Origin of the sequence: Allobosea thiooxidans, from assembly GCF_900168195.1 — a bacterium.
Classification (GTDB): domain Bacteria; phylum Pseudomonadota; class Alphaproteobacteria; order Rhizobiales; family Beijerinckiaceae; genus Allobosea; species Allobosea thiooxidans.
Map to the genome: position 1 here is coordinate 1 of NZ_FUYX01000001.1, position 17,118 is coordinate 17,118.

Below are 17,118 nucleotides of genomic sequence, written 5' to 3' on the forward strand. Positions count from 1 at the left end.
GCTAATGGGATGGTCCGCTCCGTCTCCCACCGTCATGCTGTGACGATCCAGGAGGAGAAGAGTCATGAGCCAGCATCAGTCTTGTGATGCCGCCGTCTACGGTGTGGATCTCGGCAAGAACATCTTCCACGTCGTCGGCGTGGATCAGAGCGGTCAGCTCCTGCGGCGGATGAAGTTCCGGCGCGAGACCTTGCTGGCGTTCTTCGATCGCGCGGCGCCGGCTCTCGTCGGCATGGAGGCCTGCCCTGGCTCGCAGTGGCTCGCGCGCAAGCTCCAAGGTCTCGGCCATCGCGTGCGCATCATGCCTGCGCAATTCGTGAAGCCATATCTGAAGTCGAACAAGTCGGACACGCTGGATGCCGAAGCGATTGCGGAGGCGGTGACGCGCCCATCCATGCGGTTCGTCGAGGTCAAGGCAATCGAGCAGATCGACGTCCAGTCTTTGCATCGCGTGCGGGACCAGATGGTGATGCAGCGCACGCGCCTGATCACCCAGATGCGTGGCTTCTGTCTCGAATATGGTGTCGCCATCAGGCAAGGCGCCGGTGTTTTCAAGCTGGATCTGCCGCGAGTCGTGGCCGATGAGGAGAATGATCTATCGCCGGCGATACGCCGATTGGTGACAGGCTTGTTCGAAGACCTGGAGCGCCTCGAAGGTCGGATCGCCCAGATCACACGTGAGATCGAAGCGCTGGTTCAGCGCGATGACGTCGCCCGGCGGTTGATGACGGTTCCCGGCATCGGCCCCCTCGGCGCCTCCGCGCTCCTGGCGGCCGTCGGCCGCGGCGTCCAGTTCAGGAGGGCGCGCGACCTCGCAGCCTGGCTCGGACTCGTGCCGCGGGAACACTCAACCGGCGGCAAGCAGACCCTGTTGGGGATCAGCAAGCGCGGCAACGGCTATGTCCGACGCCTGCTGATCCACGGCGCACGATCCTGTCTGATGCATCTGGATCGGACACGCCACGCCCTCGGGGCCTGGCTCGATGCGCTGGAGCAGCGCATGCACATCAACAAGGTGACTGTCGCCTTGGCCAACAAGATCGCTCGCATTGCGTGGGTGATCATCCAGAAGCCGGGGGCGCTCTACGAACGACGCGATCCTGCGTTCATGCCGTAGAAGCGCCCGGGAAGCAGATTGCGAGGCTCGGGAGAATGATGACGAGACAGTCGATCGGCATGCCGTAAGCCCTTCGGTCGAAAGCGGGCTCCGCGCCCGAACCAGCTTAGTGGGAACGGCATGCGCGCATCTCATCATGGCCTGGCTGCAACAGCAGCCCACTCGCGAGAGGCCGGATACATTTACGCAAACTGTCAATCGTCAGCAGCCCTCCAAATCGCCTTGCAATGACGGAGCGGACCATACATTTCGACAGAGGAAGACGTGGAGGATCGGGACGAGCCCGACCATGACCATGACGGCAAGGCTCGGGGTAGCTCACAAAAAAGAGCCGGCCCCGAAGGGCCGGCTCGTCTGGTCGGGGGGTCTCGAAACGTCCCGGTCAGAACTGGTATTTCAGCGTCGCCTTCACGGTGCGGCCGGGCTCGCTGTAGTAATCGCGGGCCTGGGCCAGCACGCCGGTCGGCACGTTGACGGCATCCCAGTATTTCCTGTCGAAGATATTGTAGACGCCGACCTGCAATTCAAGGTCCGCGATCTGCGGCACCGGTCGCCACCAGGCCGTGGCGTTGAAGATCGCATAGCCCGGCGCCCGGAAGCCCTGGGTGGTCCCCGTCGTCGCGGCGACGTCGTCGCGCTTGCCGGCGAGCTTGGCCGAGACCTCGGCGCCCCAGCGGTCCGTGCCATAGGCGACGGCGACGATGCCCTGCATCGGCGGGATCGAGTTCAGGAAGGTGTCGGTGTCCTTGTTGACGCCGCGAGTATAGGCGAAGGAGCCGCGCACCAGCCAGTTCGGCGCGAAGGCGTACCGACCGTTGAGCTCGATGCCCTGGATCTCGGCACGGTTGATGTTCTGGAAGCTGACGATGCCGCCCTGCGGATAGAGCCCGCCCGGAGGCGCGATCTGCACCTGCTCGATGAAGTTGCGGTAATTCGAGTGGAAATAGGTCACCGAGCCGCCGAGCTGCCTGTCGCCGAAGCGCAGGCCGACATCGATGCCGTTGCCGATCTCGGGCCGCAGGGTCGGATCGCCCGTACGCAGATAGGTGCCCGGCCCGCCGAAACGGCCATAGAGCTCATTCGCCGTCGGCGCGCGGAAGGTCTTGGACCATTGCGCGAAGACGGTGAGGTCCTTCACGCCGGGAGCGTTCTTCAGGATGTCGTATTCGAGCCGCAGCCGCGGCGACCAAGCGGAATCGCTGGAGGATGGCGGCAGGCCGACCGGCTGGGAGCCGCCGAGCGTATAGGCGGCGGTCGCCTGCGGCTTCTCCTCGTACCAGTCGAAGCGCACGCCAGGCGTGATGCGCAGGCGGTTGTCGAGCAACCCGATCTCGTCGTGGGCGTAGAGGCCGATCAGCTTGCCATCCACCTTGGGCTGGTCGGCCTGGTTGGTGTGCAGGTTGTTGCAGGTCGTGAAGGCGCCGGTGTAGCGGCCGGAGGCCGGCTTCGGCGGGCAGTTGTCGATGCCGGCCGAATATTGCTCGAGCGACGACATGCGCAGCTCGGTGCCGAGCGTCACCCGGTGCGACAACACCCCGGTCTGGAAGTTCTTCAATACATAGCCATTGAAGCCGTAGGCGTTCTCCTCGTTCTGGTTGTCGCGGCCATAGGGGCCGACGATGCTCGTGTAGCGCCAGGCGCTGACGAGGTCGTTGCGCTTCAGGCGCTGCCAGTAGAGCGTCGCATGCGCCTCGTCGAGGAAGCTGCCGGGCAGCTTGTAGTCATAGGAGAGCGAGACGCGGTTGCGCTCGATATCCTCGCCGGTCTCGTAGGAGCCCGGGCGGAAATTGCCGGAGAGAGAGACCGCGTTGGTGCGGGTCTGGACCCGGTCGGAGCGCTTGAAGAGCTCGCCGGTCAGGCCGAAGCGGTGCACCTCGTCGACATAGTGATGGACCTTGGCGAGGATGTTGTACTGGTTGAAATCGGCCGGATTGGGCGCGGTGCGGGTCGGGCCGATCGTCTTGACGTTGCCCTTGCTGTCGATCTCGTGGCCGTCGCGGAAGCCGCCCTGCAGCAGGAACCAGGTGTTGTTCAGGCGCGCCGCCGCCGCGGCGCTGCCGAACCAGGCGCGGTCCGTGCTGTCATAGCCGGTCTTGGCGAGGGCGCCGTAGGAGCGGCCGCTCTTGATCAGATCCTCCGGATCGAGCGTGCGGACCGCCAGCGCGCCGCCGAGCGCGCCACTGCCGAGCGTGCTGGCGCCGCTGCCGCCGCGCAGTAGGTCGAGGGTCGACAGCGAATCGAAGTCGAAGGCGTTGCTGCCGCCGCGATTGACGCGGGTGTCCACCAGGAAGGGCTGGCGGATGCCGTCGATGGTCGTCAGCACGCGCGCGCCGTCGAGACCGCGGATGTTCAAGGTATTGTTCTGGCGGTTGAAGGTAATGCCCGCCTCGACCCGGTTGGAGAGATCGGTCAGGCTCTGGATCTGCTCGCGGTCGAGTTCCTCACGGGTCGTGCGCGTCGTCGTCGGGCCGCTCAGCAGCGCTCCGCCGGGCACGCCGCCGCCCTGCACATTGATCTGGTCCAGCACCACCGGCGCTTCGCCGGCAGGAGACGGCGCTGCCGAAGCGCCCCGGTTCTGCTGCTGCGCCTGCGCGGCAGATGCCAGCAGCACCAATACCAGGCTCCCGAGCGCGACACCGCCGCGAAGCTGACCGGAAAGATACCCCATCGCCCAAGTCCCGTTCTCACCGGGCGGCCCAGCAGCCTGCCTCAGTAATTTAAAATGAGTAAAAAGAAGATCTTATACTTTCATACAAGACGACCGGAGCGATACTGATCGTAACATACACTGTCAATTACCGATGAAGACTCAAGAACAACAATAGACTCTCTCTAATGAATAACTATTCTAATGTAGATTTCTGATCGGGAGCGATTTCGCCGCGAGCGGTGCTCCCGAGGTCGTGATCGCCCGCGACCGCTTTGTCGCCGCCCGCACCATTGCAACCGCCAATGCCGCGCGCATTGTCCGGTCATGACGACGCACCCCGCCAGGCCAAGCAGGCGCACGCTGCTGACCGCCGGCAGCGCCCTGGCCGCCTTTGCGATCGGCGGCCGCGGGGCCGCCGCGGCTGATACCGATGTCGTCGTGATCGGCGCCGGGGCGGCCGGGATCGCCGCCGCCCACGCGCTGCGCGCGGCCGGACGCCGTCCGATCATCCTCGAGGCCCGAAGCCGCATCGGCGGCCGGGCCTTCACCGACACGTCCCTCGGCCCGGCCTATGACGCCGGCGCGATGTTCATCCATTGGGCCGAGCGCAACCCCTGGACCCAGATCGCCCGCGACCTCGGCGTCGAGACGGCGGCAGAACCCGGAGGCAGCGGCTTCCAGGTCTTCGCCGATGGCCGCCCCATGGCCGACGCCGAGCGCCGCCGCCGACGGGACGCCTTCCGTCAGATCGACCGCAAGCTGGAGACGATCGATCTCGGCGCCCGCGACATGTCGATCGCCGAGTTGCTCGGCGATCTCGGCCCGGCCAGCGCACCGGTCGCCGCCTCGGGCCTGCTGCTCTCGATCGGCGAGGAATCGAGCCGGATCTCGGCGCGCGACTACCAGCGCCTCTGGGCCGGTGAGGACCTCGTCATCCCCTCCGGCTACGGCAATCTGGTCGCCCGCGCGGCGCAGGGCCTCGACATCCGCCTGGGCGAGCCGGTCACCGCCATCCGCTGGGACGGGGCCGGCGTCACCGTCACCGCCCGCTCCGGCGAATTGCGCGCGGGCGCCTGCATCGTCACCGTCCCGGTCGGCGTCCTCAAGGCCGGTACGATCCGCTTCACCCCGGAACTTCCTGCCGCCACCCGTGACGCGCTGGGCGGCCTCCATATGGGCGCGCTGACCAAGATCGCACTCAAGGTTGAGGGCGACCGCGCCGGCATCGTGCCGGGGACGAGCCTCCTCGAGGCGGGCGCGCCGGAACGCATGATGAATTTCGACATGTTCCCGGACGGCAAGGACATCGTCATCGGCTATTGCGGCGGCGACTATGCGCGCAAGCTATCAGAGGCCGGCACCGAGGAGACCCGCGCCCATGTCGTCGACCTGCTGGTGAAGATGGTCGGCTCGGACTTCCGCCGAAAGGTCGGGGCCGTAGCCTTCCCGGCCTGGTGGACCGACCCCTGCGCCCGCGGCTCCTACTCCGTCTGCGACCCCGGGCATGACCGAGCGCGCGAGGCTCTCGCCCAGCCGATCGGCGGGCGCCTGCTGATCGCCGGCGAGGCCACGGCCGGCGGAGGCGCGATGACGGTCGGCGGCGCGACGCTGGCCGGCCGCGCGGCAGCCGCGGCCCTGGCGCGACTGAAGGCCTGACCGGACGGCGCCAGGCGCCGGCTACAGCACCAGTTCCCAGTTCTGTCCGACGAGATCCCGGCCGAAGGAGCGGTGCCGTTCCTCACCCACCAGCCGGAAGCCCTCCGCGATATAGATCGCCCGCGCCGCATGCAGGATGTCGTTGGTCCAGAGCACCATGCGCCGATAGCCGGCGGCGCGGGCGAAGCCGATCGCCTCGCGCACCAGCGCCTTGCCGAGCCCCAGCCCCCGCGCGCGCGCCTCGACCAGCACGAGCCGGAGCTGTGCCGTCTCCTCGTCCGCCGCGACGACGAAGGCCGAGCCCGCCGGCGTGCCGTCCAGCTCGGCGATGAAGCAGCGCTCGCGCCCCGGCTTGAAATCCCGCAGGAACTTGGCGGCGATCTCGGCGACCAGTGCCTCGAAGCTCTCGTCCCAGCCATATTCTTCCGCATAGAGCCGACCATGGGCCGCGACCACCCAGCCGATATCGCCGGCCCGATGCGCGCGGATGAGCGGTTTCGGAGAGGCTTTGGCCTCGCCCGACAGCAGTTGCTGCGCCGTATCCAGCGCACCGACCAGCGCAGCCTGCTCCACGGGAGCAAGCCGCGCCAGGATCGACCGCGCCTCCGCATCGGAGGCCTGGTCGAGCGCGGCAAAGACGGCCCTGCCCTGTGCCGTGAGACGCAGGCGCCAGGCCCGCCCGTCGGCCGCCGACCGGCTGCGCCCGAGCCAGCCCCGCGTCGCGAAGCGCTGCAGGATGCGCGAGAGATAGGCGGGGTCGAGCGCAAGCGCCTTGGCCATCTCGGCCGCGCGCCAGCCATCATCCTGCGCCAGCTCGTAGAGCACGCGCGCCTCCGTCAGCGACAGGCCGGATCCGTGGAGGCTGCCGCCGAGCGCCCCGACCCAGCGGGTATGGAAGCGATTGAAGCGACGAATCGCGGCGACGGCATCTGGCGCGATGGCATGCATGGCTCACCTCCGCATCGAGAGGATGCCATTTAATGGACGGAGTCAACTAAATTTGGAGCGGCCCGGCAACCCCGCATTGACGCTCCCTTAACGGGTCTCTGGCGGTATCGGGCTTTGACGTCTCGCGGCACTGACATGCAGGTCGATCTTCTTGCCGGCACGGGATATCGCCCCCTCGCGATCCCGCGCCCCCAACCCACCATCCTCGTCTTCGATTCCGGGCTCGGCGGATTGACCGTCCTGTCGCGGACGACTCAGGCCTGCCCCGGCGCCCACATCGTCTATGCCGCCGACGATGCCGGCTTCCCCTATGGCCGGCTGAGCGAGGAGGCGCTCGTCGTCCGTGTGCTCGCGGTGATGGAACGCCTGATCGCGCGCTTCCACCCCGACCTTGCGATCATCGCCTGCAACACGGCCTCGACCCTGGTGCTGCCGGCGCTGCGGGCCCGCTTCGCCATCCCCTTCGTCGGCACCGTGCCGGCGATCAAGCCGGCGGCGGCCGCGACGAGGAGCGGGATGATCTCCGTCCTCGCCACGCCCGGCACGGTCGCGCGGGTCTATACCCGCGAGCTGATCGAGACCTATGCCGGCGCATGCGACGTGAACCTGGTCGGCGCGACCCGCCTGGCCGGCCTCGCCGAGCAGGCGCTGAAGGGCGAGGCGGTCGACGATGGCGCCCTCTTCGCCGAGATCGCGCCCTGCTTCGTCGAGGCCGGCGGGCGCCGCACCGACGTGGTGACGCTCTCCTGCACCCATTATCCGCTGCTGCTGGAGCGGATGAAGCGGCTCGCCCCCTGGCCCGTGGAATGGATCGACCCGGCCCCCGCGATCGCGCGCCGCGTCGCCGCCCTGCTCGGCCCCATGGGCGACGCCTCCTGCCCCGATGCCACCGCCGTCTTCACGTCCGGCACCAGCCTGAGCGGGCCGCTGCGGATCGCGCTCGCCGGCCACGGCCTGGCGCAGGTCGCCATCGAGCCGATGCCGCTGGCGAACTGACGGAACCCCGGCACGCCCTGCGCGTTTCTTGCGATGGCGCACATCGCGAGGAACGAACACGCATGAGAAAATGGTTGCTGCTGTCAGCGCTGGCCGTCGGCTTCGCGCTTGTCGGAATCGGGGGCGGCTCCGAAGCCCAGGCGAAGCCCCATGGCTGGCACAAGGGGCACGGACATCACGGCTTCTACCGTCATGGCCCGAAGCGGCACTATGGCTGGTATCGAGGCAACCACTATGGCTGGTACAAGCACCGCCCGCGCCACTATTATTATGGCTATCGGCCCTACGGCTACTGGGACTGAGATCGTTTTCCGCCCCCGCGGAATTGACTCGAAGCCGGCTTTACGCCATATCGCCATCCGTCGCGCGGCTCCCTACGGGGCCGCGTGGCTTTTTCCGCACCCGTGATCCGCTTTCCTTCGGAAGCCGGATCTGTCGCCCCGGTGCATCGGTCCGAACAGTGGCTTCCGCTTTTCGGGCAAAACCGATGCAAGGAAAATGGTAGCTCGCCAAAGGTGCATCCGCAGGATGCGCGGCAGGCTGCCAGGGAGCAGGAGGGCGCGGTCCTCAACTCGCGAACCTGAGAGGACACGCGACATGTCGAAGCGCCACGAGGCGAAGTACAAGATTGACCGCCGTCTCGGTCAGAACATCTGGGGCCGCCCGAAGTCCCCGGTCAACCGCCGTGAGTACGGCCCCGGCCAGCACGGCCAGCGCCGCAAGGGCAAGCCGTCCGACTTCGGCACGCAGCTCCGCGCCAAGCAGAAGCTGAAGGGCTATTACGGCTCGATCTCCGAGAAGCAGTTCCGCCGCTACTACGCCGAGGCGATCCGCCTCAAGGGCGACTCGGGCGAGAACCTGATCGGCCTGCTCGAGCGCCGTCTCGACGCGGTGATCTACCGCGCCAAGTTCGTGCCGACCGTCTTCGCGGCCCGCCAGTTCGTCAACCACGGCCACATCACGGTGAACGGCAAGCGCGTCAACATCGCTTCCTACCAGGTCAAGCCGGGCGACGTGATCGCGGTCAAGGAGAGCTCCCGCCAGCTCGCCATCGTCATCGAGTCGGCCACCCTCGCCGAGCGTGACGTGCCGGACTACATCGACGCCGACCACTCCAAGTCCACGGCCACCTACACCCGCACCCCGACCCTGTCGGACGTGCCCTACGCGGTGCAGATGGAGCCGAACCTGGTCATCGAGTTCTACTCGCGCTGAGTGGCCTGGAACGGGAGCGATACCCGTTCAGGTTCAACGATTTGGGGGATGGCGAGACTTCGCCGTCCCCTTTTTTGTTTTTCCGGGCCGTTCTCGCAGACATCTCTGGGATCAGCCCGTCGCGCCTTCGCTCCGGCCCTGCTTGCTCTCCCCCAATGGCTTCCGCCGCTCCCGCTCAGTCCGCCGCCTTCATCCCATCGCGCCGATGACCGGCCTGACCCGGCCGCTTCGATGGTCACCGGCACCCCTTGGCGCAGCGAATTGCTGACCATGCAGCTCTGCCTGGCCCGCGCGATCACGAGCCGGGCATCGGAGCCGTCGAGCGTCTCGCACTTCACCGACATCGCCGCAGCCATCGCCAGCAATGGTTCGCCCGCAAGGGTCAGCACGACCGACACCTCGATGGCGCCCAGCCCCACCCCCATCTCCTGAGCGACATATCTCAGGTCGTTGCAGAAGCAGCCGCCGATCGCGAGCGCCAGCAATTGCGCGCCGTTGAAGCCGAGCCCCATCCCCCCGGCTTTCCCCTCCGGACGGTCCACGACGATCGTGTGCCCGCCGGCCCAGCCGATCGCGGCCTGGGTACCCGCGACATTCCTCAGCTCGACGGCAACGGAAGCCATGCGATACCTCTCGCGTTGGAAGAGATAGCCCCAAGGTTCCACGGAGCTATCGGGGATGGAAGCGGCAAGGCCGGATCCTGCCCTCACGCAAAGGCCCGCATCGCGAGCCCGAGCCGTGGAAGCCGGCCGCCGCCCCTTCAATCGAAGCTCTCGAACTCGTCCGCCTCGTCGTCGTAGAGCATCTTCATGAGCATGACATAGCGATTGAGCGAGGCCATGCTGATGTCGCGGACGCATTTGTCCCGTAGCCTGTCCGTTTCCGCACGGATGCCGTCGCGCAGACCCGCGCTGTGCAGATCGTAGAGCTCGCTCCAGCCGAGCATGCGGTGGATTTCCTTGTCCCAGGCGAGACAGGCGCGCGCCTGCCGGGTCACCGGCTGCGGCCCCGCCGTCGCCTCATGGGCCGCATACAGGGCACAAACACAGGCCAGCACTGCAGCACGCCGCATCGACGCATCCCCCGCCTACAAGTCAAGCAATCCAAGGCGTAGGCACAACGAATTCTATGGGGTGATCAGTTCAGGGCAGCATCGCGAAAGTCGACGCGGCAAATCTCCAAGCATCAGCTTGAGATTCAAGGCATCATATAGCATCTGCCGCAAGGTCCGTCAGCCGAACGATGACCGACCCATGGCACATCGCGGCAAGCGCAGAGAAGCGTGGTCGATGCGCACGGCGCAGCCGTGACGCTTCACAGATGCGAGCCGACCTCGTTGCGGAAGTAGTAGCAGCCCAGGCCGACGCAGCCGATCAGGATCGACAGCGCATAGGGGCCGAACAGGCAGATGACAAAGACGGAGCCGATAAAGGCCCGCATCGCCCATGCTAACCATGTCTGCTTCATGGCCGACCTCTCGCATCGCAGTTCCTGACAAACCGTAAACAGCGAGCCGTGAATCCAAACTGAACGGATATGGTGAACATCGGAAACCCGTTTGAGATCCGCACGTTAGCAAGTTCGGCGAAAGCAAGGCGATACCATGCCTCCCGTTTCTCCAGACAGTGGAATGCCCTAGCGTCGCGCTTCCACATGGAGGTGATTCGCATGAACCGGACCTGGCTGATCGCATTGGCCCTCTGCTGCGCCGCCGGCGCGGCCCAGGCGCAGAGCTGCAATCTTCAAGCCTCGGACAAGAAGCTCGCCGGCGCTGCCAAGACCAGCTTCCTGACGAAATGCGAGAAGGACGCCACGGCGGCCTGCGACAAGCAGGCGGCGGACAGGAAGCTCGCCGGCGCGGCCAAGGCGAGCTTCACCAAGAAATGCGTGACGGACGCCGTCGGCGGCTGACACGAGCCGGCCAATGGAAAGCCGCGTCCGGGGGCCGGGCGCGGCTGATCTGTCTTCGGCGCGGAAACGGGCGCGGTCAGTCGTCCCGATCGCCCCGATCATAGCGATCATCCCGGTCGCGCCAGCGGCGCCCACGGCGGTCGTCGTCGCCGTCATGGTCCCAGCCGCCACGCCAGGCCCGCATCTCGCGCATGCGCTCGCGCCCTTCCGCCATCGCCTCGCGAACGGAACGGCGCAGCACCGTCTTCTGCTCGTCGCTCAGCGTGCTCCAGAGCGGGCGCACGGCGTCGGCGAGTTCCTTCGCACGCGCAGCGCGTTCGCCCTGCCGGTTGGCGGTGGCGTCCAGGCGCTCCATCAGATCGGCGTGGCGCAGCTTCTCGCGCTGCTCCCGCATCTCCGCCCAACGGTCGCCGCGCTGCGCGGCGCGCTGCTTGATCAGGCTCTCGACCCTGTCGAACAGCGGCGCCTGCTCCGGCTTGAGCTTGAGATCGGCACGCACCTTCGACAGGCGCTCCTCGAGCCGCGCCTTGGCCCGCTCCGCTCGACGCTCGCGCATGTCCTCGCGGCGCTGCTCGCGGCTCTCGCTGCGCTCCTGCCTCTGCTCGCCCCCGGCGGGCGGAACCGGCTGCGGTTGGGCCAGGGCGAAGCTACCGGCGAGCATCGCGATCGAAGAGGCAGCGATGAGGGCGAGGGGTTTCATGGGCGTGCTCCTTGGGGCAGTCCGGTGGCAAGTTCGCTCAGCGGGTCTCGAAGCCGATGGGGCGATGGCTGCAGCCTGGCCGTCCGCCTCTGACCCGGCAATGGCCAGTGCATGAAAAGATCGTAATGTGGCGACAACGCGCAAGGCGCGATTCTGTTCGCCATCGGGCCGATCATGCAGAACCTCATCACCGATGTCCGCGGCCTTCTCGTCGGCCAGGCGGAAGATCCAGTGGCCGCGACAGGTGTCACCGTCGCCGTCTTCGAGCGCCCGACCATCGCCTCGGCGGCCGTGCTCGGCGGCGCGCCGGGCACGCGCGACACCGCCCTGCTCCAGCCGGAGATGACGGTCGAGCATATCGACGCCATCGTGCTCTCGGGCGGTTCGATCTGGGGGCTCGGGGCGGCGGAAGGAGTGATGAGCTCGCTCGCCGGCCAGGGGCGCGGCTTCTCGATCGGCAATTTCCGCGTGCCGATCGTGCCGCAGGCGATCCTGTTCGATCTCGCCAATGGCGGCGAGAAGCCCTGGGCGCGCGGCGAGGGCGAAACGCCCTATCGCGAGCTGGGCGCCAGGGCGGCGGCGGCCGCCGCCAGCAGCTTCAGCCTTGGCACGGCCGGTGCCGGCTATGGCGCGACGACGGCGAATCTGAAGGGCGGTCTGGGCTCCGCCAGCGCCCGCGCCGCGACCGGCCAGATCGTCGGCGCCCTCGTTGCGGTCAATGCGGTCGGCACGGCGACGATCGGCGATGGCCCGCATTTCTGGGCTGCGCCCTTCGAGCGCGACGGCGAGTTCGGCGGCCGCGGCTGGCCCGCCACGATCGGGCCGGCCGACACGGCGCTGCGCTTCAAGGGCGGCACCGGCCAGAATACCACCATCGCCCTCGTTGCGACCGACGCGGCCCTGACCAAGGCCCAGGCCAGGCGCCTCGCCCTTGCCGCCCATGACGGGCTCGCCCGCGCCCTGCGCCCGGCCCACGCCCCGCTCGACGGCGACGTCGTTTTCGCCGCCGCCACAGGCCATAGCGGCGCCCCGTCCGACGCCTTCGCGCTCACCGAGCTCTGCGCGACGGCCGCCGACGTCCTGGCCCGCGCGGTCGCGCGCGGCGTCCATGCCGCGACGGCCCTGCCCTTTCCCGGCGGCAAGCCGGCCTGGCGCGACCGCTTCGGCGGCTGAACCGCCGCACAAACTCCGACGCAACGGCGGCAACACATTTACCGAAACGCAACCCGACTCCCCGCAACCTCAGCGATAGGTTTCAGCCTGCAGGCCGATCGGCCGGGGGGTGCAGGATGCGTGAGATCGGCTTTGGCCTCGCCTGTGCCTTCGCGACGGCGGTCGGGGCCCTCCTGGTTGCGGCCTGGCCGGTGCAAGGCCGGCCCGTCGCCGCCTACTTCCCGGCCGGCAGTTCCTCGCGGGACATCTCGATCGCCGTGGCCGAAGCCGGCGGCCGCCTCCTCCAGCTCGACAGCGAATCCCCGGTGGTGATCACGCTCGGCGAGAAGGGCGGCTTTTCCACCGCGCTCTACCGCGCCGGCGCCTGGCTCGTGATCGACGCGGCCGTCGCGCAACTCTGTTCGAGCAATGCCAGATGGAGCAGCCGATGAGCGACGTGGAGCGGTTTCGCCAAGGTTTTGCCCGCCTCCTGCTCCTCGTCCTCTGGATCAATGTCGGCCTGCTAGCCCTCGCGCCCCTCGCCGATCCGCTGCTGGACCGGACGAACCTCATCGTGGCCGGCGCCGGGCTGGCCGCGCTCAGCCTGCTGGTCTGGCGCATCTGCGGCACGGATTGGCCGACGCGGCAGGTGACCAGCATCGCGACGATGGGCCAGGTCATGCTGCTGGTCTACGGTTTCGCCGGCCACCCCTACCAATCCGACATGCACATGTACTTCTTCGCCATGCTGGCCGTGCTGGCCGGCTGGCTCGACTGGCGGATCTTCATTCCCACCACCGTCGCGATCGTCTGCCACCATTTCATCCTCAGCCTGGCCCAGCCGGCCGGCGTGTTTCCGAACGGCAACGACGGCGGCCGCGTCCTACTGCACGGCGCCATCGTGATGGTCCAGGCGGCGGCGTTGAGCTGGCTGGTCACATCCTTGCGCCGTTCCCTCGAGATTTCGGAGAACGAGCGCGAGCAGGCCGATTCCGCACGGCAGGTCGCGGACGAGGCGAGGCGCGACGTTGCGGAAACCACGGCCAGGGCCGCGACCGAAAAGCAAAGGGTGCTGCACGGCGTCGCCCATGATTTCGAGCGGGCGGTCGCCGGCATCGCCCGCGACGTCGTCGAATCCATCCAGTCGCTGCGAGTGGCCTCGCAGCAGATGAAGAGCGGTGCGGTCGAGGTCTCGCAGCGTTCGAGCGCCGCCTCGCAATCCTCGCGGCAGACATCGTCCAATGTCGTCGCGGTGACGCAGGTGACCTCCGAGCTGGCGCAATCCTTCGCGGAGGTCGACCGGCAGGTCGCGGAGACCAGCCGCATCGTCGGCGAGACCACGCGCCAGGCCGGCGCCGTGCTGGAGACGGTCGGCGAGCTCTCGCGCAAGGCCGACGCGATCGGCAACATCGCCGGCGTGATCTCCTCGATCGCCAAGCATACCAACCTGCTGGCGCTGAACGCCTCGATCGAGGCCGCCCGCCTCGGCCGCTCGGGCGGCGGCTTCACCATCGTCGCCCAGGAGATCAAGGCGCTCGCCAACCAGACCTGGCGCGCCACCGAGGAGATCCAGGGCCAGATCGAGGCGATCCACAGCTCCGGCGCCGAAGCGACCGCCGCGCTCGACGCAATGAACGCGACCATCGGCTCGCTCAACCATATCTCCGGCATGGTCGCGGTGGTGATCGAGCAGCAGAACGCCGCGACCGCCGGCATCGCCGAGAACATCCGCCAGGCCGCCGACGAGACCATCGCGGCGGCGAGCCATATCGACATCGTCAGCCGCGTCGCGACCGAGACCGACGAGGTCGCCAGCCACATCGCGGAATCCGCCGACCGGCTCTCGCGCCAGTCGACCCATCTCGACGCCGAGGTCGCCCAGTTCCTCGACCGCATCAGGGCGGCCTGAACCCGCCGGTTCCTTGCCAGGCGCGAATGCGCTATGGCGAGGCCATGTCCACCGATGATTTCCTCGCCCGCTTCGGCTCGCCCGGCGAGCGCCAGCCCGACCCGGTCGCCGCCGCCCAGCAGGCGATGCGCAACGCCCTGCCCGCCCGCTTCTACAAGCAGGCCGGCGTGCTCGAGCAGAACGGGCTGTTCCATGTCGCGCTCGACGGCAGGACGGCCCGCACCCCGGCGCGCAAGCCGCTGGCGATCGGCTCGCGCACCGTTGCGGAGGCGCTCGCCGCCGAATGGGACCGGCAGCTCGAACGCATCGATCCCGCCCGCATGCCGCTCACCCGCCTGGTCAACTCCGCACTCGACGGCGTCGAGGACCAGCAGGAGGCCGTGCGTGCCGAGATCGTCCGCTATGCCGGCTCGGATGCGCTCTGCTACCGCGCCGGCGAGCCCGAGGCGCTCGTCGCGCGCCAGGACGAGACCTGGCAGCCGATCCTGACCGCCGTCGAGGCGCTGATCGGCGCCCGCTTCGTGCTGGCCGAGGGCATCGTCTTCGCGGAACAGTCGGCCGAGACCCTCGCCGCGGTCGCCAGGCAGGTCGCCGCCATCCCCGCTCCCCTCGCGCTCGCGGGCGCACACAACGTCATGACACTGACGGGCTCGGCCATCCTCATGCTCGCCCTGGCGAATGGGCGGATCGATGCGGAAGCGGCTTGGGAGGCCGCCCATCTCGACGAGGATTACCAGATCTCGGTCTGGGGGCAGGATGAGGAGGCGGCCGAACGGCGCGCCGCCCGCCGCCTCGAATACGATGCCGCCGTACTGCTTCTGATGAAAGGATAGCTCCGATGGCGATGGGCGCGGCGCAGGCATCTCCCGATGGCTATGTCGCGGCGCTCGCCGGCTGGCAGCGCATGCTCGTCGAGCGGCTACGCAAGGATGTCCTGGCGGCCGCCCCGCTCGACGAGCGCATCAAATGGACCCATCTGATCTATTTCTCGAACGGGCCGGTGCTGCTGATCCGCGCCGAGGCGAAGCGGGTGCTGTTCGGCTTCTGGCGCGGCAAGCGCCTGCGCGAGATCGCGCCGCGGCTGAAGCCCGGCGGCAAGTTCGAGCTGGCGACCTGGGAGCTCCGCGAAGGCGACTCCGTCGACGCCGATCTGGTGGCGGCGCTGGTCAGGGAGGCGGTCCGGCTGAACGCCGAACTGGGCAACCCGGCCGAACGATCGGCATGATGCGGTTCCGCACTTCCGCAAACGTCGTAATGGACTTCGCCCGGCGCGCCGCTTAAGCCGGCTTTCGAGACGCGATTTCCGGCCGGGAGCCTGCCGCCATGAAGGACATCCTCGAACAGCTCGAATCCCGCCGCGAAGGCGCCCGCAAGGGCGGCGGCGAGCGACGCATCGAGGCGCAGCACAAGCGCGGCAAGCTGACGGCCCGCGAACGCATCGAACTGCTGCTCGACAAGGACTCCTTCGAGGAGTTCGATATGTTCGTGCAGCATCGCGCCGTCGATTTCGGCATGGACAAGGCCGAGAAGATCCCCGGCGACGGCGTCGTCACCGGCTGGGGCACGGTCAACGGCCGCACCGTCTTCGTCTTCTCCAAGGACTTCACCGTCTTCGGCGGCTCGCTCTCCGAGACCCACGCCCAGAAGATCATCAAGATCCAGGACATGGCGCTGAAGATGCGCGCGCCGATCGTCGGCCTGTTCGATGCCGGCGGCGCCCGCATCCAGGAGGGCGTCGCGGCGCTCGGCGGCTATGGCGAGGTCTTCAAGCGGAATGTGCAGGCTTCGGGCGTCATTCCCCAGATCTCGGTGATCATGGGCCCCTGCGCCGGTGGCGACGTCTACTCCCCGGCGATGACCGACTTCATCTTCATGGTCCGCGACACCTCCTACATGTTCGTCACCGGCCCGGAGGTGGTGAAGACCGTCACCAACGAGACCGTGACCTCCGAGGAGCTCGGCGGCGCCAAGGTCCATACGAGCAAGTCCTCGGTCGCCGACGGCTCCTTCGAGAACGACGTCGAAGCGCTGCTGCAGGTGCGCCGGCTGCTCGATTTCCTGCCGGCCAACAACACGGTCGGCGTGCCGGAATGGCCGTCATTCGACGTGCCCGACCGGGTCGATACCAGCCTCGACACGCTCGTCCCGGACAACCCGAACAAGCCCTACGACATCAAGGAGCTGATCCTGAAGACGGTCGACGAGGGCGACTTCTTCGAGATCCAGGAAGCCTACGCCCGGAACATCGTCACCGGCTTCGCGCGGATCGAGGGCCGCACCGTCGGCATCGTCGCCAACCAGCCGATGGTGCTGGCCGGCGTGCTCGACTCCGACGCCTCGCGCAAGGCGGCGCGCTTCGTGCGCTATTGCGACGCCTTCGAGATCCCGATCGTCACCTTCGTCGACGTTCCCGGCTTCCTGCCGGGCACGGCACAGGAATATGGCGGCCTGATCAAGCACGGCGCCAAGCTGCTCTTCGCCTATTCGGAATGCACCGTGCCGCTGGTCACGATCATCACGCGCAAGGCCTTCGGCGGCGCCTATGACGTGATGGCCTCCAAGCATATCGGCGCCGACGTCAACTATGCCTGGCCGACGGCGCAGATCGCGGTGATGGGCGCCAAGGGCGCGGTCGAGATCATCTTCCGCGGTGGCGACGCCGAGACCATCGCGCGCCAGACCAAGGAATACGAGGACCGCTTCATGTCCCCCTTCGTCGCGGCCGAGCGCGGCTATATCGACGAGGTGATCATGCCGCACTCGACTCGCCGCCGCATCGCGCGGGCGCTCGCGATGCTGCGCACCAAGAGCGTCGAGCGGCCCTGGCGCAAGCACGACAACATTCCGCTCTGAGGCCCCAGGGC

18 protein-coding genes are annotated in these 17,118 nt (G+C 67.8%); 12 read left to right on the plus strand and 6 right to left on the minus strand.

Going from position 1 to position 17,118, the window contains the following annotated elements; genetic code table 11:
- Positions 1–64: 64 nt before the first annotated feature.
- On the plus strand, positions 65–1,117 hold the full coding sequence (locus B5Y19_RS00005) for an IS110 family RNA-guided transposase (protein ID WP_079590925.1): 1,053 nt from the start codon (positions 65–67) through the stop codon (positions 1,115–1,117).
- 382 nt (positions 1,118–1,499) lie between these two features.
- Here the strand turns inward: B5Y19_RS00005 and B5Y19_RS00010 are convergent, their stop codons facing one another.
- Positions 1,500–3,785 (minus strand): TonB-dependent hemoglobin/transferrin/lactoferrin family receptor, encoded by a 2,286-nt coding sequence (locus tag B5Y19_RS00010; RefSeq protein WP_079590926.1) that lies wholly within the window; start codon positions 3,783–3,785, stop codon positions 1,500–1,502.
- Between the two features lie 306 nt (positions 3,786–4,091).
- On the opposite strand from B5Y19_RS00010, the gene B5Y19_RS00015 reads away from it, so the two are divergent.
- Positions 4,092–5,423: a flavin monoamine oxidase family protein gene (locus tag B5Y19_RS00015; protein WP_055727967.1), complete on the plus strand. Its 1,332-nt coding sequence runs from the start codon at positions 4,092–4,094 to the stop codon at positions 5,421–5,423.
- A 21-nt stretch (positions 5,424–5,444) separates the two neighbouring features.
- On the opposite strand, the gene B5Y19_RS00020 is transcribed toward B5Y19_RS00015, so the two are convergent.
- Positions 5,445–6,371, minus strand: coding sequence for a bifunctional helix-turn-helix transcriptional regulator/GNAT family N-acetyltransferase (locus B5Y19_RS00020; protein ID WP_055727968.1), 927 nt, complete (start codon positions 6,369–6,371; stop codon positions 5,445–5,447).
- A 135-nt stretch (positions 6,372–6,506) separates the two neighbouring features.
- Between B5Y19_RS00020 and murI the strand changes: the two genes are divergently transcribed.
- The 3 genes from murI (at position 6,507) to rpsD (ending at position 8,582) form a co-directional block, all read left to right on the plus strand.
- A complete protein-coding gene (murI, locus tag B5Y19_RS00025; RefSeq protein ID WP_055727969.1) occupies positions 6,507–7,367 on the plus strand; it encodes a glutamate racemase in 861 nt (286 codons plus the stop codon).
- Positions 7,368–7,429: 62 nt separating this feature from the next.
- On the plus strand, positions 7,430–7,669 hold the full coding sequence (locus tag B5Y19_RS00030) for a hypothetical protein (protein ID WP_079590927.1): 240 nt from the start codon (positions 7,430–7,432) through the stop codon (positions 7,667–7,669).
- Between the two features lie 295 nt (positions 7,670–7,964).
- Entirely contained in the window at positions 7,965–8,582 is a 618-nt protein-coding gene (gene rpsD, locus B5Y19_RS00035) for a 30S ribosomal protein S4 (RefSeq protein WP_055727971.1), read from the plus strand.
- Here the strand turns inward: rpsD and B5Y19_RS26680 are convergent.
- The 3 genes from B5Y19_RS26680 to B5Y19_RS25945 form a co-directional block, all read right to left on the minus strand.
- Entirely contained in the window at positions 8,570–9,205 is a 636-nt protein-coding gene (locus B5Y19_RS26680; RefSeq protein ID WP_079590928.1) for an OsmC family protein, read from the minus strand. The genes rpsD and B5Y19_RS26680 overlap by 13 nt on opposite strands.
- A 137-nt stretch (positions 9,206–9,342) precedes the next feature.
- The gene (locus tag B5Y19_RS00045) at positions 9,343–9,654 is read right to left on the minus strand and encodes a hypothetical protein (protein ID WP_079590929.1); all 312 of its coding nucleotides are present in this window, start codon (positions 9,652–9,654) and stop codon (positions 9,343–9,345) included.
- Between the two features lie 242 nt (positions 9,655–9,896).
- Positions 9,897–10,049, minus strand: a complete 153-nt coding sequence (locus tag B5Y19_RS25945) for a hypothetical protein (RefSeq protein ID WP_156367042.1) — start codon at positions 10,047–10,049, stop codon at positions 9,897–9,899.
- A 201-nt stretch (positions 10,050–10,250) separates the two neighbouring features.
- On the opposite strand from B5Y19_RS25945, the gene B5Y19_RS00050 reads away from it, so the two are divergent.
- Entirely contained in the window at positions 10,251–10,493 is a 243-nt protein-coding gene (locus tag B5Y19_RS00050; protein ID WP_055728023.1) for a hypothetical protein, read from the plus strand.
- A gap of 76 nt (positions 10,494–10,569) precedes the next feature.
- Here B5Y19_RS00050 and B5Y19_RS00055 read toward each other — a convergent pair whose 3' ends face one another.
- Positions 10,570–11,193: a Spy/CpxP family protein refolding chaperone gene (locus tag B5Y19_RS00055; RefSeq protein WP_055727973.1), complete on the minus strand. Its 624-nt coding sequence runs from the start codon at positions 11,191–11,193 to the stop codon at positions 10,570–10,572.
- 174 nt (positions 11,194–11,367) lie between these two features.
- Here B5Y19_RS00055 and B5Y19_RS00060 point away from each other — a divergent pair, with 174 nt between their 5' ends.
- The 6 genes from B5Y19_RS00060 to B5Y19_RS00085 all read left to right on the plus strand — a co-directional run bounded on the left by B5Y19_RS00060 (position 11,368) and on the right by B5Y19_RS00085 (position 17,107).
- The gene (locus B5Y19_RS00060; RefSeq protein WP_055727974.1) at positions 11,368–12,366 is read left to right on the plus strand and encodes a P1 family peptidase; all 999 of its coding nucleotides are present in this window, start codon (positions 11,368–11,370) and stop codon (positions 12,364–12,366) included.
- Positions 12,367–12,482: 116 nt separating this feature from the next.
- A complete protein-coding gene (locus tag B5Y19_RS00065; protein ID WP_055727975.1) occupies positions 12,483–12,797 on the plus strand; it encodes a hypothetical protein in 315 nt (104 codons plus the stop codon).
- Positions 12,794–14,254, plus strand: coding sequence for a methyl-accepting chemotaxis protein (locus B5Y19_RS00070; RefSeq protein WP_176168526.1), 1,461 nt, complete (start codon positions 12,794–12,796; stop codon positions 14,252–14,254). Before B5Y19_RS00065 ends, B5Y19_RS00070 begins: the two co-directional genes overlap by 4 nt.
- A 44-nt stretch (positions 14,255–14,298) precedes the next feature.
- Complete coding sequence (locus B5Y19_RS00075; RefSeq protein ID WP_055728024.1) at positions 14,299–15,087, plus strand: ATP12 family chaperone protein; 789 nt, start codon at positions 14,299–14,301, stop codon at positions 15,085–15,087.
- Positions 15,088–15,092: 5 nt separating this feature from the next.
- Entirely contained in the window at positions 15,093–15,479 is a 387-nt protein-coding gene (locus B5Y19_RS00080) for a DUF1801 domain-containing protein (protein WP_055727977.1), read from the plus strand.
- Positions 15,480–15,577: 98 nt separating this feature from the next.
- Positions 15,578–17,107, plus strand: coding sequence for an acyl-CoA carboxylase subunit beta (locus B5Y19_RS00085; RefSeq protein ID WP_055727978.1), 1,530 nt, complete (start codon positions 15,578–15,580; stop codon positions 17,105–17,107).
- The last annotated feature ends 11 nt before the right edge of the window (positions 17,108–17,118 follow it).

Bases quoted from the DNA above. Each gene is read 5' to 3' on its own strand.
- B5Y19_RS00065 (WP_055727975.1), top strand. From the start codon at position 12,483: ATGCGTGAGATCGGCTTTGGCCTCGCCTGTGCCTTCGCGACGGCGGTC.
- B5Y19_RS00055 (WP_055727973.1), bottom strand. From the start codon at position 11,193: ATGAAACCCCTCGCCCTCATCGCTGCCTCTTCGATCGCGATGCTCGCC.
- B5Y19_RS00015 (WP_055727967.1), top strand. From the start codon at position 4,092: ATGACGACGCACCCCGCCAGGCCAAGCAGGCGCACGCTGCTGACCGCC.
- B5Y19_RS00005 (WP_079590925.1), top strand. From the start codon at position 65: ATGAGCCAGCATCAGTCTTGTGATGCCGCCGTCTACGGTGTGGATCTC.
- B5Y19_RS00050 (WP_055728023.1), top strand. From the start codon at position 10,251: ATGAACCGGACCTGGCTGATCGCATTGGCCCTCTGCTGCGCCGCCGGC.
- B5Y19_RS00045 (WP_079590929.1), bottom strand. From the start codon at position 9,654: ATGCGGCGTGCTGCAGTGCTGGCCTGTGTTTGTGCCCTGTATGCGGCC.
- B5Y19_RS00070 (WP_176168526.1), top strand. From the start codon at position 12,794: ATGAGCGACGTGGAGCGGTTTCGCCAAGGTTTTGCCCGCCTCCTGCTC.
- B5Y19_RS00060 (WP_055727974.1), top strand. From the start codon at position 11,368: ATGCAGAACCTCATCACCGATGTCCGCGGCCTTCTCGTCGGCCAGGCG.
- murI (WP_055727969.1), top strand. From the start codon at position 6,507: ATGCAGGTCGATCTTCTTGCCGGCACGGGATATCGCCCCCTCGCGATC.
- B5Y19_RS00010 (WP_079590926.1), bottom strand. From the start codon at position 3,785: ATGGGGTATCTTTCCGGTCAGCTTCGCGGCGGTGTCGCGCTCGGGAGC.
- B5Y19_RS25945 (WP_156367042.1), bottom strand. From the start codon at position 10,049: ATGAAGCAGACATGGTTAGCATGGGCGATGCGGGCCTTTATCGGCTCC.
- rpsD (WP_055727971.1), top strand. From the start codon at position 7,965: ATGTCGAAGCGCCACGAGGCGAAGTACAAGATTGACCGCCGTCTCGGT.
- B5Y19_RS00080 (WP_055727977.1), top strand. From the start codon at position 15,093: ATGGCGATGGGCGCGGCGCAGGCATCTCCCGATGGCTATGTCGCGGCG.
- B5Y19_RS00085 (WP_055727978.1), top strand. From the start codon at position 15,578: ATGAAGGACATCCTCGAACAGCTCGAATCCCGCCGCGAAGGCGCCCGC.
- B5Y19_RS00030 (WP_079590927.1), top strand. From the start codon at position 7,430: ATGAGAAAATGGTTGCTGCTGTCAGCGCTGGCCGTCGGCTTCGCGCTT.
- B5Y19_RS00075 (WP_055728024.1), top strand. From the start codon at position 14,299: ATGTCCACCGATGATTTCCTCGCCCGCTTCGGCTCGCCCGGCGAGCGC.
- B5Y19_RS26680 (WP_079590928.1), bottom strand. From the start codon at position 9,205: ATGGCTTCCGTTGCCGTCGAGCTGAGGAATGTCGCGGGTACCCAGGCC.
- B5Y19_RS00020 (WP_055727968.1), bottom strand. From the start codon at position 6,371: ATGCATGCCATCGCGCCAGATGCCGTCGCCGCGATTCGTCGCTTCAAT.